Source organism: Halorubrum sp. SD683, from assembly GCF_002135045.1.
Taxonomy (GTDB): Archaea; Halobacteriota; Halobacteria; order Halobacteriales; family Haloferacaceae; genus Halorubrum; species Halorubrum ezzemoulense.
In genome coordinates, this window is record NZ_NEWJ01000020.1 from 1 (window position 1) to 15,234 (window position 15,234).

Sequence of the window (15,234 nt, forward strand, 5' to 3'; positions counted from 1 at the left end):
GATCACGACGAGACCGACCAGCAGCCCGCGGCCGTCGCGACACTCAGCGTCTCCGCGATGTTCTGGTTCGGGAGCGTGCTGATCCACCGCGTGCTCTCGCGGTACCGCGAGTACGCGGCCGACCGCGGGGCGGCGGAGATCACCGGCTCCCCCGCCGCGCTGGCGAGCGCGCTCCGGACCGTCGACGAGGCGATGCCCGAGATGCCCGACGAGGACCTCCGCGAGCTGGACGGCGGCGCGGAGGCGCTGTACCTCGCACCCTTGGAGGCCCGCGCGTTCGGTGACAGGGAGCTGGTGAGCACGGACGTGTTCCCCGAGACGCACCCCCCGACCCGAGAGCGGGTCGCGCGGCTCCGCGAACTGGCGGGTGAACCGGCGTGACGGGCGACGGGGTTCCCTCGCCAACGCCGACCCGCCGCCGCCTGCTCGCGGGGGTGGGGACCGCGCTCGCGGCGGCGACCGCCGGCTGCGGCTACGTTCCCGGCGGCGGCGACCTCGCGTGGGAGGAGTCGATCCGAACCGGCGGCCTCGCGTTCGCCGACAAGCGGTTCCACCTCCCGGCGGGTGACCGACTGGTCACGGTCACGAACCAGTCCGGGCGCACGTACGACTTCGAGGACGAGGTCTGGCGCGAGGTCTCGAACGCGGCCGTCTCCGTCCTTACCTCCGACGGGACCGTCGAGACGGTCGACGAGACGGCCCGACAGGTCGCGGGCGCGCCCGCCGTCGCCGACGACGCCGTCTTCCTCCCGCTTGAGGGCGCGCGGCTGACGGCGATCGACCTGCCTGACGCCGGGTCGGTCGCGAGCGGGTCGTCGGCCGACCCAGTCCGGTGGCAGGTCGATATCGGGTCCCGCCTCGCGAGCGAGTCCGGCGGCGACGAAAAGTCGACCGACGGGAGAGACGAGACCGGGCCGTCCCTCCGAGCCGTCCGCGCGAGCGACGTGCTCGCCGTCGCGGTGGGGACGCGGGGGATCGCGGCGGTCGACGCCGAGACCGGCGATCCCCTGTTCGCGGTTCCGGACCTGTGGGCCGGCGCGGACGGTGCCGGGGGACCGGGGGACGCGGCGCAGCGCGTCGCGGTCGACGCCGAGACCGCGTGGGCGTTCGCGCCCGGAGCTGCCTCGTCCGCGGCAGGCGGGACGAGACCGGCGATCGTCGGCTTCAACCGGCGCGGCGATCGGCGCGGCGAGCGCACGGTCGACGCCGCGACCGAGTGGCTCGTCGCCCTCGACGGGACTGCGGTCGCGGCCGCTCCGGGTGAGTCGTTGGTCGGGTACGACGGTGGCCTCGACCGGCGGTTCGCGCTCGACGTCTCCGCCCCGGAGCGGCGCCCGTCGGGGGTCGCGGCGACCGAGGGGCGCCTCTACTGCGCGCGCGGGAGGACACTGACCGCAGTCGACATCGCCGCCGGCGAGATCGCGTTCGAGCGGTCGGACCTCCCGTCCGACCACCTCGCGGTCGACGCGACGGGAGCGTACGTCGCGGAGAACTCGGGCGGATTCAACGATCCCACCCGGGGGCGCATGGTCGCGCTCGGTTCCGGCGGGTCCATGCGGTGGGAGGCGCCGTTTCCCGACGAGATCGAACCGCGGGCCCTGTTCGCCATCGGCGGCCGACTGGTCGCCGTCGAGCGCGAGAACGCGTACGCGTTCCGCGCGGCCCCGGGCGAGCGCTGGTCGCCGCTGTGAGGACTGTGAGTTCGGGGCGTCGTCCGGCTACGCGGTGAGCGCGTCGAGCACATCCGGCACGTTGAACGTCGCGTTGGGCTGCCGTAGTCGGTCGATCGGAACCCACCGCGAGACGTGTTCGGTCCCTCGCTCCGGTTCAACGAGCGCGAACGAATCGCCGCAATACGGCCATTCCTCAGCGATTCGACCCTCGTAGACGCGCCACACCTCGTGGGCAGGCTCCCCGCCGCGCTCGAAGACGCGCTCGAAGGTACCGACCGCCGTCGGGTCGAGCGGCTCCACGCCGAGCATCTCGTCGAACTCGCGGACGACCCCCTCGCGGCTGTGTTCGTCGAACGGCGCCGAGCGCGACGAAGCGAACGCCGTCGGTCATCACACGCGATACGCCGTCCGCCCGGAGGGTGACCGTGTCGGATACGCCCGCCGCGGGACGGCGGCGTCGGCGAGGTCGCTACGACAGCAGGCTCTCGCCGTCGAACTCGGCGTCGGCGTCGACGTCGAGCAGGTCGAGCACCGTCGGCGTCACGTCGAAGAGGTTCGCGTCGGCCAGGTCGAGGTCTGGATCGGTCGCGTACAGCAGCGAGTTCTCGAACTTGTGCATCCCGTTGCGCGGTCCCTCGGTGAACACCGCCTCCTTGCCGGAGAAGCCCGACTTGAGGTCGAACCCGTCCGCGGGGATGACGACCAGGTCGGGGGCGATGTCGTCGTGGGCGCCGTCGAAGGCGTCCTCGCCTTTCACGATCCGCTTACACACCTGTCGGCCGTCGGGGCCGGTGAGCGATTCGAGGTCGTCGATGAGCTCCTCGCGCGTCGCCTCGTACTCGTCCTCGGGCACGACGCCGTTCGGCTCGCGGCCCTCCACGTTGAGGTAGAAGCGCCCGGGAATGAGCGAGTACGCGCGCGCCTCGTCGTCGATATCGGTCAGCGAATCGTGGTCGTCGTCCTCGTATGAGAGCCACCCCTCGTCGGCGAGGAACTGGTTACAGTTCACCTCCCACTCCAGCCGGGTGAAGCCGTGGTCGGAGGCGACGACCAGGGTGGTGTCGTCGTCGAGCGAGTCGCGGATCGCACCGATGTACTCGTCGAGCGTGCGGTAGAACTCGAGGAACTCCTCGGCGTACTCGCCGTCCGTCGCGTAGTCGCCGAAGAGGAAGTGGTTCACGCGGTCGGTGCTCATGAACACGCCGAAGAAGAGGTCCCAGTCGTCCTCGGCGAGGTAGTGGTCGAACGCCTCGTACCGGGCGTCGAGGGTCGCGTGCGCGTCTTCGATGAACTCCGTCTTGTCGTCGTCGTGGCCGAGCTTGGCGTTGACGTCGATCTTGTAGTCGAAGCCGTCGAGCGTCTCGCGGAGCGACTCGTCGCTCGTAGCCGACTCGAGGTCGGGCGAGAGGAAGCCGGAGGCCATCCGCTGGATCCGCGTCGAGGGCGGGAAGGTGACCGGGACGTTGAGGACGGTCGCGTCGCGCCCGGCGTCGGTGACGCGGTCCCACAGCCGGGTCGCCTGTACGTGGCGCCCGAGCGGGACGTACGTCTCGTAGGAGTCGACCTCGCGGTCTTGGAAGCCGTATACGCCCGTTTCGCCGGGGTTCACGCCGGTCGTGAGGCTCGGCCAGCAGGCGCTCGACTCCGGCGGCACGATGCTCTCCAACCGCCCGCCGGAGCCGGTCTCGGCGATGTCGGTCAGGTTCTCGAAGACTTCCGGGTGGTCCTCGACGAGGTCGAGCGGTACGCCGTCGATGCCGAGGAAGACGACGCGGTCGTCGTCCTCGCCGCGGAGCCGGTCGAACAGACCCATGACCGACGATTCCGGGGCGGTCGGCATATCCCTTGTGTTCCGCGAGGGCGCGGCGACGACGGCCCGGCAACGGACCGGCGGCCCCCGGTCGCGATTCAGAAGGCCTATTTCCTTTCGCGGCGACATCTCGGGCGTATGAGCGACGACTTCCCGGCGAGCGTCGACGTCGATTACGCCGACGGCGAGGGGGAGACCCCCGACGACTACCCGTCGATCCAGCACAAAATCGAGAAGGCGGTCGAGGTCACGCGCCGCGGGCTCGAACAGTACGACAACCCCGCCGTGATGTGGACGGGCGGGAAAGACTCCACGCTGACGCTGTACTTCATCAATCAGGTGGCCGAGGAGTACGGCTACGAGAAGCCGACTGCCGTGTTCATCGACCACTTCCAGCACTTCGACTCGATCACCGACTTCGTCGAGCACTGGGCGGACGAGTGGGAGATCGACCTCGTGTACGCCCGCAACGACGACGTGGGCGCGTACGTCGAGGAACACGGCCTCGAACCCGGCGACGACATCCCCGTCGACGCGCTCTCGGAGCACAACCAGCACCACATCCGGGAGATCCTCGAGTTCGAGGAGGACACGTTCCCGTTCCTGCTCGACACCTACGTCGGCAACCACCTGCTGAAGACGGTCGCGCTCAACGACGCCCTCGAGGAGTACCACATCGACGGCGTCATCTCCGGCGTCCGCTGGGACGAGCAGGAGGCCCGCGCCGACGAGACGTTCTTCTCGCCGCGCCACGACCCCGACCTGTTCCCGCCGCACGACCGCATCCAGCCTATCCTCCAGTTCGCCGAGGCCGACGTGTGGGACGCCTTCTGGAACTTCGTCGTCCCCGACACCGTCGAGGCGTTCCCCGACGAGGGGTACATCCCGCAGGCCGACGACGACCTGCCGGAGGGTGTCACGCAGGAGGACATCCCGATCTCGCCGAAGTACTTCGCCGGGTTCCGCTCGCTCGGCAGCGAGGTCTCGACCGAGAAGACGACCGAGGAGCCCGCCTGGCTACAGAACCTCGAAGGCACGACCGAGCGCGCCGGCCGCGCCCAGGACAAGGAGGACCTGATGGAGCGCCTGCGCGACCTCGGCTACATGTAATCGACGGGCGGGAGCGGTCCGCCCGACACGCTTCTTTTACGACTCGCCGACCGCTGCGGTGAACCCCACGTCGCGGAGTCGCTCCGCGAGCGGGAGCCCGATCCCCGACGCCGGCGTCAACACGCCACCGTCGAACGGGGAGTCGACGTCGTCGCGCGCCAGACAGACGGCCGACTCGCCGAGCATCCGCGCCGTCGCGCCGTAGCCGGGGTCTCGGTCGGCCCCGAACTCGGCCTCGACGGTGAACGGCCCGTCAGCGCCCGTCCCGCGGCCCAACACCCGGATCAGGAAGCTCCCCGCTTCCGCCTCCTCCCGCGTCGGCCCCTCGCCGGGGTCGGGGAAGACGTAGCGCCGCAGCGCGTCGCGCACCGGCCCGACCGACATGGCCGCGGAGAACAGCCCGAGTCCGCCGGCGGCGGCGCTCGCGGTCGCCGCGCCGACCGGTCCCGACCCGGTCGGCACGACCTCTCCGCACTTGAACTCGCGGCCCCACGGGTAGCCGAGCAGGGCGTTGCTCCGCCGGACCACGCGCTCGTTCACCGGCGCCATCGGCGACGGGGCGGTCCACTCGCCCCGGAGCGGATCGCGCCGCGGCCAGCGCTGCTCGCCGGGGTCGACGCCGCTCCGCTCGCCGCGGGGGGCCAGCGAGTACGGGTTCCGGAGCGCCTCGCGGGCGAGCGGGTCGGTCGCGGCCGCCTCGAACAGCTCGCCGAAGCTCGCGAGCGTGCCGCCGCTGACGCTCCCGCTCCCGCCGTCGAGGTAGATCCGGACTGACTCGCAGGGCGCGCCGTGGGTCTCCGCCGCGAACGACTGGACGAGCAGCGTCCCGATGTCCGCCGGCACGGAGTCGAACCCGCAGCTGTGGACGATCCGCGCCTCGTTCTCGACGGCGGCCTCGTGGAACCGGTCGACCGTCTCGCGCACCCAGTTCACCTCGCCCGTGAGGTCGCAGTAGTCCGTCCCGGCCTCGACGCAGGCCTCGACCAGCGGCGTTCCGTACGCCGTGTACGGGCCGACCGTCGTACAGACGACCTCGGTGTCGCGGGCGATGGCGCGCAGGCTCTCCGGGTCGGTCGCGTCGCCGACGACGACGGGCACGTCGTCCCACGCGTCGCTCCGCCGCGTGAGGTCGTCGACGAGCGCGTCGAGCCGCTCTCGACTCCGCCCGCCGACGGCGAGCGAGAGGGCTTCGGGGTCGTATCGCTCGGTCAGGTACTCGGCCGCGAAGCGCCCGGCGACGCCGGTCGCGCCCCACACCACCACGTCGTGTTTCCGATCCGCGTTCGTCATCCGTGAGCGCGTACGGGCCGGCCGCCTAAACCAGCGGGGGTACGCGTCGCCGGAACCGGGACGCCGCCGAACCCGACGCGGCAGGACGCTGTGACGCGCTACCTCTTTACACTGGCAGCCGCAACGGATCGCATGGCCGTTGGCACTCGGTTATCACTACAGCTCGCCGACTTCGGCACCCGATCGCTCGTCACCCACGCGCTCATGGCGGTGGGGTTCGTCGGCGCGGTCGTCACGGGGTTGTTCGTCGACGGACAGCTCGGCGTCGTCTCGATGGCGGCGTTCATCAACTTCACCGCCGGCTTGTGGATCTGCCAGTCGATCCACTCGCTCGGCAACGCCGCCACCGAGGACGAGTATCAGGGCGTGCTCAAGGAGATATTAAATCGTGTCTAGCGAGCCCGGCATCGACACGGGCCGTTTCGGGCGAACGCTCGTGCTCATCGGCTTCGTCACGACCGTCTTCCTGTTTCTCATCGCCGAGCGCCTCTCCGGCGACACGTTCCGGATCGGCGCTATCGCGATCGGGACGGTGGCGCTGATCACCGCGATCACCGGATTCCTGATCGCCGCTGGCAGCGCGGTCGAGGGGCACTAGCCCGGCCGCGACCCGCGACGCGCCCGTCTCGACAGGAGCAGCCCCCGCGCGCTCGCGTCGCCGCACGCGTCGACCCGCATCGCCGTGCGCGTCGGCCCGCGCCGGAAATTGTCGGATCACCCGCGTTCTGCCCGAAATATTATTGTGTAGCAACCACAATAATATACACGATGATACGGCGGTTCCTCACAGGGATCAAGTCGAACCTGATCTACGTCGTGGTCGGGTCGCTGGCGGCGGGGCTGATCGTCGGGCAGTTCACCGGGGCGTCGTTCAAGCGACTCCTCCAGTCCGCGGTGGTCCCCGTGCTGTTCCTGATGATCTACCCGATGATGATCAACATCGACCTCAGGGAGGTGGTGAACGTCCGCAGCCACGCGCGGGTCGTCGCGCTCAGTCTCCTCGTCAACTTCGGGGTCGCCCCGCTACTCGCGGTCGGGCTCGCGCGGCTGTTCTTCGACGGGAGCGTCGGCTACGCGTTCGGGCTCTACTTCATCGCGCTCATCCCGACCTCCGGAATGACCGCCGCTTGGACCGGGCTCGCCAACGGCGACTTGGAGTCCGCGCTCGTGGCGATGGCGGTGAACCTGCTGGTCGCCGTCGCGGTCCTGCCGACGTACCTCGCCGCGCTGATCCCGGCGAGCGTCGGCTTCGACGCCGCCGCGCTGTACGGGCAGCTCGCCCGCGTGGTCGTCCTCCCGATGATCGCCGGCACGCTCACGCGGCGGGTGCTGCTCGGTCGGCTGGGCGCGGACGGGTTCAGGCGACTGAAGCCGACGCTCGGCGGGCTCAGCTCCTTCGGCGTCATGCTGATCGTGTTCATCGCCATGGCGATGCGATCCGAGAGCATTCTCGCCGACCCCGTCGCATCGGGGGCCACGATCGTCCCCATCGTGGCGTTCTACGCGCTCCTGCTCGCCGTCGGGTCGGGGCTCGGACGCGCGGTCCGGGACGCCGCCAGCGGCGTCGCGCTCGTGTACGCAACGAGCATGCGCAACCTCTCGATCGCGGTGGCGGTCGTCGTCGCCGCGCCGGCGGTCCCCGAGACCGCCGTGCTGCCGATCACGTTGGCCTACGTCGTCCAACCGCCGCTGGGCGCGGTGTATATGCACTACCGCCGCGACGTCGCCGACGGCGACGCGTCGCTCTTCGACGCGGTCGCCTCGATCATCTGAGCCGTCGAGCGGCCGGTCGTCGCCGGAGGCCGCGGCCCTCCCTACCGGGCCGTCGTCGCGCTACTGGTACGGTTCGCAGACCCTCTCGACGCCCTCCTCGAAGCCGATCTCGGGCTCCCAGCCGGTGGCCTCGTGGAACGTCGAGTAGTCGGCCATCGTGTCGTGGACGTAGCCGTCGAACGGGCACTCGATGTACTCGGGGTCGACGTCCGTCCCGAGCGCGTCGTTGATCATCGCGACCATCTCGTTGAACGTGTACGCCTCCTGGGTGCCGACGTTGTACACGCCCGTCAGCTCGTGGTCGGCGGCGAGCTCGCAGGCGCGGGCCACGTCCGAGACGTGCGTGAAGTCTCGGGTCTGGCTCCCGTCGCCGAACAGCTCGGGCGCCTCGCCGGAGGCGATCGCGTCCGCGAACTGCGCGACCGTGTTCGCGTACTCGCCCTTGTGCTCCTCGTTGCCGCCGAAGCCCTGGTACACCGAGAAGAAGCGCAGGCCGGCCACGTTCATGTCGTGGTGGTTGGCGAAGTACTCGGCGTAGCGTTCGCGGGCGAGCTTCGAGGCCTCGTAGGCGGTGTGCGCCTCCACGTCCATGTCGACGGGCGAGGGCTCGGTGCGGCTCCCATAGATCGAGGAGGTGGAGGCGTAGACGACCGTCTCACAGCCCGCTTCGCGGGCACGCTCGACAGCGTTGACGAACCCCTCGACGTTGACGCGGCAGCCGCGCTGGGGGTCGTTCTCGTGCATGTTCCGCGAGGAGAGCGCGGCGAGGTGGAAGACGACGTCGACGTCGACTGGGTAGTCGTCGTCGACCACGGAGGCCTCGACGAACTCGACGGCGTCGTCGGGGTTCTCGGCGGCGCCGAGGTAGAGGTCGTCGACGGCGATCACGTCGTTATCGACCGCGAGGCGGTTCGCGAGGTTCGAGCCGATGAACCCGGCGCCGCCCGTGACGAGGACGCGTTTGCCTTGCATGATCGAGTGTCCTCGGAGGCGACAATTCAGCGCTTCGGTTTCGCGCGGGAGCGCAGGTCGCCGCTGTCGACAACGGCGACGCCGACGGCTCACGCCCGGATCGTGATGTCGCCGTCGCGGGTCCGGGCTGTCACCGCGGCGTCGCCGCCGTTGACGGCCGCTCGGAGCCGAGACTCCGTCCGCTCGCGGACGCTGACCGCGCCGCCGCCGTCCGTGACGACGAACTCCCCGTCGTCGGTTCTCGCGGTCAGGGTCGCGCTCAGATCGTCGCCGAGCCGGAGCAGGAGGTCGCCGTCGGTCGACGCGACGACCGCGTCAGACGCCGCGGCGGGCACGTCCGCGACGACGTCGCCGTCCCGCGTCCGCAGGGCGTCGACGCGGGCGGGATCCCGCGCGCGTATCTCGCCGTCCACGGTCGTCGCCGAGAGCGTTCCGTCGGTCCCGTCGACGAGAACGTCGCCGTCGCGGGACTCGGCGCGCACGTCGCCGCGGGCGTCGGTGACCGACACGTCGCCGTCCGTCGTCGCCAGCGTCGCGCCGTCGGGGACCGACTCCGCCCGCACGTCGCCGTCGGCGGTGCGGACCTCGTCGACCGCGACGCTCGGCGGCGCGCGGATCTCGAGGTCGACGCGGCCGCCGCCGAACCCGACGACCCGCGGCTCGTCCGTCGTCACTTCGAGGCGGTCGCCGACGGTCCGCACGGTCGCGCCGAGTTCGTCGAACGAGACGCGGCCGAGGGCGTGCTTCCGGGCGACGACCGCGATGTCGTCGCGGGACTCCGCGCGGAAGTCGATATCGCCGGTGGCCTCCGTCACGGCGAGCGTCGAGACCGTCGAGGGGTCGACGCTGCGCCGCTCCGTCTCCGTCCGGCGGTCGACGTCGACGACGCCGCTACAGCCGGCGAGGGTCGTTCCCAGTCCAACACCGACCGCGCCGAGCAGTCGCCGCCGCGTCGACGACCCGTCGGCTGCCGAACGGTCACGCATCGGCCGCCTCCGCGGACCGCGCCGCGCCGCCGAGCAGCGCGTCGGTGAGGAAGCCGCCGAACCGGGCGACGCCGTTGGTCACGTGGAGCGACACGAGGACGAGGAGGACGCCGAGGCCGCCCCCGGCGACCGCCTCGCCCAGCGTGTCGACCACGTACGGGCCGAACGTGTAGGTGACGCCGGGCGCGTCGTAGAGCGCCGGCGCGGCGAGCAGCGTCGCAGACACCGCGAACGCGGTGACGAGCGCGGTGAACGCGACGACGCCGTAAACGAACTTGAGCCCGACGAGCAGCAGCCCGGTCCACGCCGCCGGCGCGGTGAGGACCCGCTTCGTCGTGCCGATCGCCTCCTCGACCGACCCGAAGGCGAGTTCGATCCCTCCGTCGTCGCCGTCGACCTCGACGTCGAGGAGGTGGTCGGCGAGCCGGCGCTCGAACGAGCTGATACCGAGCGTCACGACCAGCGTCGCGAGGACGATCGGGACGCCGGCGAACGTGACGAGGAGCCCGAGTCCCGTCGAGAGGCCCGTCGTGACGACGGTGAAGTAGGCGATGCCCAGCGGGAACGCTAACAGGAGGTACGCTAGGTTGCGATACGTCTGCGCGTCGAACGGCACACCGACGAAGCGCGCGAGCGCCGCGACCGGTGAGCGTGGGGACCAGCGGTGATCGCTCATGCTGTACCTACCGCTTGCGACCGAGCTCACATATAAAGAATCGAACGCTGCTCAGCGGGCAACGCCACCAAAAATATAAGTACGATGTTTTTCGCAGCGGGCGAACGCCGGGTCAGTCGTCGCTCACCGGCGAGGTGCCAGCGCCGAGCGCGAACTCTGCCCACCGCGCGCAGAGCCAGCCGGCGGCGCTCACGACGTTCAGCCCGACGAGGGCCGCCAGCACGCCGAACAGAGACATGAGAAGCGCGCCCGGCAACGTCGACACCTCCCACGACGTGAGTCGGACGATGAACGAGACGCCGACCTCGAACTGCTCCCACGGGACGACGACCGACAGCTCCCGACGGATCGGCTCCGGGAGGATGAGCCCGACGGACGCGCCGGGCGCGTCGTAGTACAGCGGCGCCGCCAGCAGCGACGCGCCGACGCTGAGCACGACCGTGAGGAGCGTGAAGCCGGCGACGCCGATGATCAGCTTCGACAGGACGAACAGGAGGGCGCCCCACACGGCGAGGTCGGTCGCCGCGGCGACGGCCCGGTCGGCGATGCCCGACGCCTCCGTCACCTTCCACGACGGGTCGGCGATGTCGGCGCCGAGGAGCCGACGAGCGAGCACGCGTTCGCCGATCGACACCAGCACCACGCCGCCCAGCGTCGCCGCGAGGATCGGTACGCCGACGAGGAGTACGGAGAGGCTGACACCGAGCGACAGCCCGACCACGGTACAGACGAAGTACGCGATCCCGAGGGGAAACGACAGCGCCAGGTACGCCGCAGCGGCGTAGGTCCGAATCCGGAACGGCGCTGAGAGCACCGCTTCGGCGACCCGTCTGTTCGCGGGGGGATCCGAGAGCGCGTCCGAGAGGGCCATCGGCTGAGTGGAGCGTCGGCCAGCAGCCGTAAGAAATCTCGGTCTCGTCAGCGATCCGACGGTTCTTGTGACGCGGACCGACGCTGCGCGCCGAACTGCGGCGCGACCGAACTCAGTCCTCGGCGGGAAGACTAAGTTTCCCGATTACGAGGTTCGACCGAATGGGCACGGAGGCGTCGGTCGATCCGCGGGAAGTGTACTCGCTGCTCGACGACGAGTACGCCCGGCAGATCCTCATCGAGACCTACGAGGAGACGCGGTCGGCGAGCGCGCTCAGCGAGGCCTGCGACGCCTCCGAGGCGACCGTCTACCGCCGGCTCGAACGCCTCCGCGAGCAGGACCTCGTCGAGACGGTACAGGAGGTCGACCCGGACCGCGGTCCCCAGCAGGTGTACGCCGCTCGGCTCAACCGCGTCTCCGTCGACCTGACCGCGAGCGGGTTCGAAGTGAGCGTCGACTACGTCGAGGAGACGGCCGCCGACCGACTGACGCGGCTCTACGAGGAGCTTTCGGGATGATCGGAACGTGGCCCGTGGCGACGGCGCTTGCGGCGGTTACGGAGCAGAGCGTCTTGGTAATCGGGCGACAGAGTCTCCCGATTCAGGTCGACGTGGTCGGCGGCGGCGGTGGGCTCGCCGCGATCACGATCGCCGCGTTCTTCCTCTCGGTGCTGCTCGCGGTGTTCGTCACCTACCGCTTCGCGCGTGGATACCTGCGAACGCGCCGCCGGCCGCTGCTGTTCCTGACGCTCGGGCTACTGCTGTTGGCGCCCCTCCCGATGTTCCTCCGGCTGGCGTCCGGCAACGTCGCGTGGGTGACCGCCACCGAGCGGACCGTGGTCGTGACCGCGAGCAAGCTCTGCGGGCTCCTGCTGATCCTCGGGGTGGTCTACCGGTGACGCTCTCCGTCGTCGCGACCGCGGGCGGGGTCGCCACCGCCTGCCTCGGGGCGTACGTGTCGTACCTCGCCTACGACGGCTGGCGCCGGAACGAGAGCCGGACGATGCTGCTTCTGGCCGTCGGCGTCGCCTGTATCGCGGTCCTCCCGTACGTCGTCGCGTACGGCCTGACGCCGCTGTTGGGGCTCTCCGACGCGGCAACCGTGTTCGGCGTCACCGTGGCGCACCTAATTGGACTCGGCGCGCTGGCGCGGTCGGTGACCGACTGACGCGGTCGGGCGTGCCGGCGGCCCGTCGCCCCCTCGACGGCGGGAACGCCGCGGCCGATCAGTCGGGGTCGAGAATCGTGTCCCGTAGCGGCGGGAAGGCCTCTAACTTGGCGCGCCCGACCAGCGCGTAGAGGTACGCCTCCAACCGTTCGCGCCACATCGGCCGGTCGCGGCCGCCGCTGAACCCGACCTCCGCGACCTGGAGGTCCTCGACCGCGCGGCCGATCTGCGTGACGAGCAGGGGTTCAGGGGCGGAGCCGACGACCGACTCGTAGGTCGCCTGCGCCCGGCGCTTCGCGGCGAGGGTGTGGCCCGAGTCGAACGCGGTGTCGTCCGGCTCGACGACGAGCCGGTCGACTGCCGTCCCGTGGGCACGACGGCGCGCTACCCCGATCGAGAGCGCGACGGTCCGCAACGCGAGCAGGTCCGTGTCGATCGGCGTCCGCCACGGAACGGGCGCGGTCGATCCGAGACACCACCGCGCCAGCCGCGAGTGCGCGAACTCCCACGGCCCGTACTCGTCGACCTCCCTGACGTACCGGTCCCGCACATCGTCCCGGGACGAGTACTCGCGGAGGTCGGCGCGGAAGCGCTCGGCGGCCGCGCACAGCGCCTCCACGTGCGGGCCCGTGTCGCTCCCGAGGCGGTCGAAGAGGGTGTCGCGGTACCGCTCCGCGGTCATGGCGTCGACCTCGCCTCGGAGCAGCGCGGCCGTCACCTCACCTGCGACTTCCGGGTCGACCGCGTCGGCGGAGGCGTCGCTTTCGCCCCCGGAATCGGCGTTTTGCCCTGAGTCGGAATCGTCCGGGAGCGCGCGGGCCGCCAGCGCGCTCGCCGACTGCACCTCGCCCTCGATGCGGACGTACCACCCGAGGTCGCGCGCGGGATCCGTCGTCGGGTAGGGCTTCAGGTCGTCTGCGACCGCCCGCGCGCGGTCCGTCAGTACGGCGGCGCGGTCGCGGAGCGTCGCCCGGTCGACCGCGTCCTGCTCGGCGCGGGCGTACCCCAGCGCCTCGCCCGCGAACTGGAGGCCGTACCGCGCTCGGAACAGGGCCGTGTCGTGGTCGGCCTCGTCGAGCGCCTCGCGGGCGTCCTCGAGCCAGCCGCCCGCATCCGTCGTGATCGGCGCGGCGTCGTCCCCGACGGAGTCCATCTCGGCCCACCGGCGCCGGCTCTCCGCGACCGTTTCCGCGAGCGTCTCGACGGCCTCGCGGGCGTGCGCCTCGGTCACCGGCGGCCGCCAGAGGGCGTCGACCTCCGGCGGGGTCGGGTAATGCGTCGTCGCCGCGTCCGTGATCGAGTCCGACAGCGCGGTCGGTTCCGTCACGCCGACGACCGCGGTGCCGCCGGCGAGTACCGCGGCGCCGCCGCCGAGCGTCGCCAAAACCGTCCGTCTGCTAACCGAGGAGGGGCCGGGGACCATGCGCGAGGCTGCGGGGTTCGATCGCTAAAAGCCTTGGAGCGATTCCGTTCTGGCCGCCGTCCCGAACCGTCTTTGCGGTGGCCGGCGATCGCCTCGGTATGTTCGGCACCAGCGGCGTTCGCGGCCCGGTCGGCGACGAGGTCACGGCGGCCCTCGCGCTCGACGTGGGGCGCGCGCTCGCGACGGACGGCGCGGAGACGGTCGTGATCGGGCGCGACGCCCGGGACAGCGGCGCGATGCTCACGCGGGCGCTCGCCGCGGGACTCACCGAGTGCGGGAGCGACGTGATCGACGTCGGCGTCGAGGCGACCCCGACGGTTGCGCGGGCGGTCGCCCGGGAGGGCGCGGACGCCGGCGCCGTCGTCACGGCCTCGCACAACCCCGCGCCCGACAACGGTATCAAGCTCTGGACGGCGTCCGGGCGCGCCTTCGGCGAGGACCGGAACGATCGGATCGCCGAGATCGTCGGGACGGAGGCGTTCGACCTCGCAAGCCACGACGGGATCGGCACGGTCGAGGCGCGCGACGCGGTCGCGGGCGGCGACGCGCGACGACGCCACGAGCGCGCGCTGCGCGAGACCGTTCCGCTGCCGGACGACCTCTCTGTCGTCGTCGACCTCGGCAACGGCGTCGGGCGCGTCACCGCCGACGCGCTCCACGCCGCGGGCTGCGACGTCGAGACGCTCAACGGGCAGCGCGACGGTCGGTTCCCGGGGCGACCGAGCGAGCCGACCGCGGCGAACTGCGAGACCGTCTGCGAGGTGGTCGCCGCGACCGACGCCGACCTCGGGCTGGTCCACGACGGCGACGCCGATCGCCTGATGGCGGTCGACGAGCGCGGGCGGTTCGTCGCCGGCGACGCGCTACTCGCGCTGTTCGCCCGCCGCGAGGCCGGCGCGGGCGACCGCGTCGCGGTCCCGGTCGACACGAGCCTCCTCGTCGCGGACGCGCTGAGCGAAGTCGACGCCGCGGTCACGTACACGCCCGTCGGCGACGCGTACGTGGCCGCGGAGGCGGCGAAGCCCGGCGTCGCCTTCGGCGGCGAGCCGAGCGGCGCGTGGATCTGGCCGGACCGGACGCTGTGTCCCGACGGCCCGCTCGCGGCCTGTATCCTGACCGCGCTCGTCGGCGCGGAGGGATCGCTGGCGGCGCTCGTCGACGGCCTCCCCGAGTACCCGATCCGCCGCGACTCCGTGCGCACGGACCGGAAGTCCGAGACCGTCGAGCGCGTCGGCGAGGCCGCGGCCGCCGAGTACGACGACGTGTCGACCCTCGACGGCGTCCGTGTCGAGACGGGCGCGGGCTGGTTCCTCGTGCGCGCGAGCGGGACCGAGCCGCTGGTGCGGATCACGGCCGAGGCGCGCGACGAGGCCGACGCAGACGCGCTGTTCGAGACGGCGCGCGGGCTCATCGATCGAGCGGACGCGAGCCTCGACTGACGCCCCGGATCCGACCGCAGTCAATAAACCTCGGCCCGCCGTCG

19 protein-coding genes are annotated in these 15,234 nt (G+C 71.3%); 11 read left to right on the plus strand and 8 right to left on the minus strand.

The window, feature by feature from the left end; all coding sequences use genetic code 11:
* The coding region (locus B9G49_RS07335) for a M48 family metalloprotease (protein ID WP_158093603.1) at window positions 1-381 on the plus strand (381 nt) is incomplete at its 5' end.
* Entirely contained in the window at window positions 378-1,691 is a 1,314-nt protein-coding gene (locus tag B9G49_RS07340; protein WP_086215926.1) for a hypothetical protein, read from the plus strand. The genes B9G49_RS07335 and B9G49_RS07340, both read left to right, overlap by 4 nt.
* A gap of 27 nt (window positions 1,692-1,718) precedes the next feature.
* On the opposite strand, the gene B9G49_RS07345 is transcribed toward B9G49_RS07340, so the two are convergent.
* Window positions 1,719-1,982 carry a hypothetical protein gene (locus B9G49_RS07345; RefSeq protein ID WP_086215927.1) on the minus strand — a complete coding sequence of 88 codons (264 nt, stop codon included), beginning with the start codon at window positions 1,980-1,982 and terminating at the stop codon, window positions 1,719-1,721.
* Window positions 1,983-2,142: 160 nt separating this feature from the next.
* Window positions 2,143-3,486 (minus strand): alkaline phosphatase family protein, encoded by a 1,344-nt coding sequence (locus B9G49_RS07350; protein WP_049929693.1) that lies wholly within the window; start codon window positions 3,484-3,486, stop codon window positions 2,143-2,145.
* Here B9G49_RS07350 and B9G49_RS16520 point away from each other — a divergent pair.
* A complete protein-coding gene (locus B9G49_RS16520) occupies window positions 3,485-3,625 on the plus strand; it encodes a hypothetical protein (protein WP_158093604.1) in 141 nt (46 codons plus the stop codon). The two genes, B9G49_RS07350 and B9G49_RS16520, sit on opposite strands and share 2 nt — an antisense overlap.
* Window positions 3,622-4,593 carry a phosphoadenosine phosphosulfate reductase family protein gene (locus tag B9G49_RS07355; protein WP_086215956.1) on the plus strand — a complete coding sequence of 324 codons (972 nt, stop codon included), beginning with the start codon at window positions 3,622-3,624 and terminating at the stop codon, window positions 4,591-4,593. The genes B9G49_RS16520 and B9G49_RS07355 overlap by 4 nt, the downstream gene beginning before the upstream one ends.
* A gap of 36 nt (window positions 4,594-4,629) precedes the next feature.
* Here the strand turns inward: B9G49_RS07355 and B9G49_RS07360 are convergent, their stop codons facing one another.
* Window positions 4,630-5,883 carry a trans-acting enoyl reductase family protein gene (locus B9G49_RS07360; protein WP_086215928.1) on the minus strand — a complete coding sequence of 418 codons (1,254 nt, stop codon included), beginning with the start codon at window positions 5,881-5,883 and terminating at the stop codon, window positions 4,630-4,632.
* A 132-nt stretch (window positions 5,884-6,015) separates the two neighbouring features.
* Here B9G49_RS07360 and B9G49_RS07365 point away from each other — a divergent pair, with 132 nt between their 5' ends.
* From B9G49_RS07365 to B9G49_RS07375, 3 genes are all read left to right on the plus strand, one after another.
* Window positions 6,016-6,279 (plus strand): hypothetical protein, encoded by a 264-nt coding sequence (locus B9G49_RS07365; RefSeq protein WP_049929695.1) that lies wholly within the window; start codon window positions 6,016-6,018, stop codon window positions 6,277-6,279.
* A complete protein-coding gene (locus tag B9G49_RS07370) occupies window positions 6,272-6,481 on the plus strand; it encodes a hypothetical protein (RefSeq protein WP_049911035.1) in 210 nt (69 codons plus the stop codon). Before B9G49_RS07365 ends, B9G49_RS07370 begins: the two co-directional genes overlap by 8 nt.
* 170 nt (window positions 6,482-6,651) lie before the next feature.
* Complete coding sequence (locus B9G49_RS07375) at window positions 6,652-7,656, plus strand: arsenic resistance protein (protein WP_086215929.1); 1,005 nt, start codon at window positions 6,652-6,654, stop codon at window positions 7,654-7,656.
* A gap of 60 nt (window positions 7,657-7,716) precedes the next feature.
* On the opposite strand, the gene B9G49_RS07380 is transcribed toward B9G49_RS07375, so the two are convergent.
* From B9G49_RS07380 to B9G49_RS07395, 4 genes are all read right to left on the minus strand, one after another.
* Window positions 7,717-8,628, minus strand: a complete 912-nt coding sequence (locus tag B9G49_RS07380) for an NAD-dependent epimerase/dehydratase family protein (RefSeq protein WP_086215930.1) — start codon at window positions 8,626-8,628, stop codon at window positions 7,717-7,719.
* 89 nt (window positions 8,629-8,717) lie between these two features.
* A complete protein-coding gene (locus B9G49_RS07385) occupies window positions 8,718-9,614 on the minus strand; it encodes a DUF4097 family beta strand repeat-containing protein (protein WP_086215931.1) in 897 nt (298 codons plus the stop codon).
* Window positions 9,607-10,290, minus strand: a complete 684-nt coding sequence (locus B9G49_RS07390; RefSeq protein WP_233125175.1) for a sensor domain-containing protein — start codon at window positions 10,288-10,290, stop codon at window positions 9,607-9,609. The genes B9G49_RS07385 and B9G49_RS07390 overlap by 8 nt, the downstream gene beginning before the upstream one ends.
* Window positions 10,291-10,402: 112 nt before the next feature.
* Window positions 10,403-11,161: a sensor domain-containing protein gene (locus B9G49_RS07395; RefSeq protein WP_086215932.1), complete on the minus strand. Its 759-nt coding sequence runs from the start codon at window positions 11,159-11,161 to the stop codon at window positions 10,403-10,405.
* Between the two features lie 161 nt (window positions 11,162-11,322).
* Between B9G49_RS07395 and B9G49_RS07400 the strand changes: the two genes are divergently transcribed.
* Genes B9G49_RS07400 through B9G49_RS07410 form a run of 3 tightly spaced genes read left to right on the plus strand, consistent with a single transcriptional unit; the run spans window position 11,323 to window position 12,328 of the window.
* Complete coding sequence (locus B9G49_RS07400; protein WP_049929700.1) at window positions 11,323-11,679, plus strand: winged helix-turn-helix domain-containing protein; 357 nt, start codon at window positions 11,323-11,325, stop codon at window positions 11,677-11,679.
* Complete coding sequence (locus tag B9G49_RS07405) at window positions 11,676-12,059, plus strand: hypothetical protein (protein ID WP_233125176.1); 384 nt, start codon at window positions 11,676-11,678, stop codon at window positions 12,057-12,059. The genes B9G49_RS07400 and B9G49_RS07405 overlap by 4 nt, the downstream gene beginning before the upstream one ends.
* Window positions 12,056-12,328, plus strand: a complete 273-nt coding sequence (locus B9G49_RS07410) for a hypothetical protein (RefSeq protein ID WP_049929701.1) — start codon at window positions 12,056-12,058, stop codon at window positions 12,326-12,328. The genes B9G49_RS07405 and B9G49_RS07410 overlap by 4 nt, the downstream gene beginning before the upstream one ends.
* 58 nt (window positions 12,329-12,386) lie before the next feature.
* On the opposite strand, the gene B9G49_RS07415 is transcribed toward B9G49_RS07410, so the two are convergent.
* Window positions 12,387-13,751 (minus strand): hypothetical protein, encoded by a 1,365-nt coding sequence (locus B9G49_RS07415; protein ID WP_086215933.1) that lies wholly within the window; start codon window positions 13,749-13,751, stop codon window positions 12,387-12,389.
* Between the two features lie 98 nt (window positions 13,752-13,849).
* Here B9G49_RS07415 and glmM point away from each other — a divergent pair, with 98 nt between their 5' ends.
* Window positions 13,850-15,190, plus strand: a complete 1,341-nt coding sequence (glmM, locus tag B9G49_RS07420) for a phosphoglucosamine mutase (RefSeq protein ID WP_086215934.1) — start codon at window positions 13,850-13,852, stop codon at window positions 15,188-15,190.
* The last annotated feature ends 44 nt before the right edge of the window (window positions 15,191-15,234 follow it).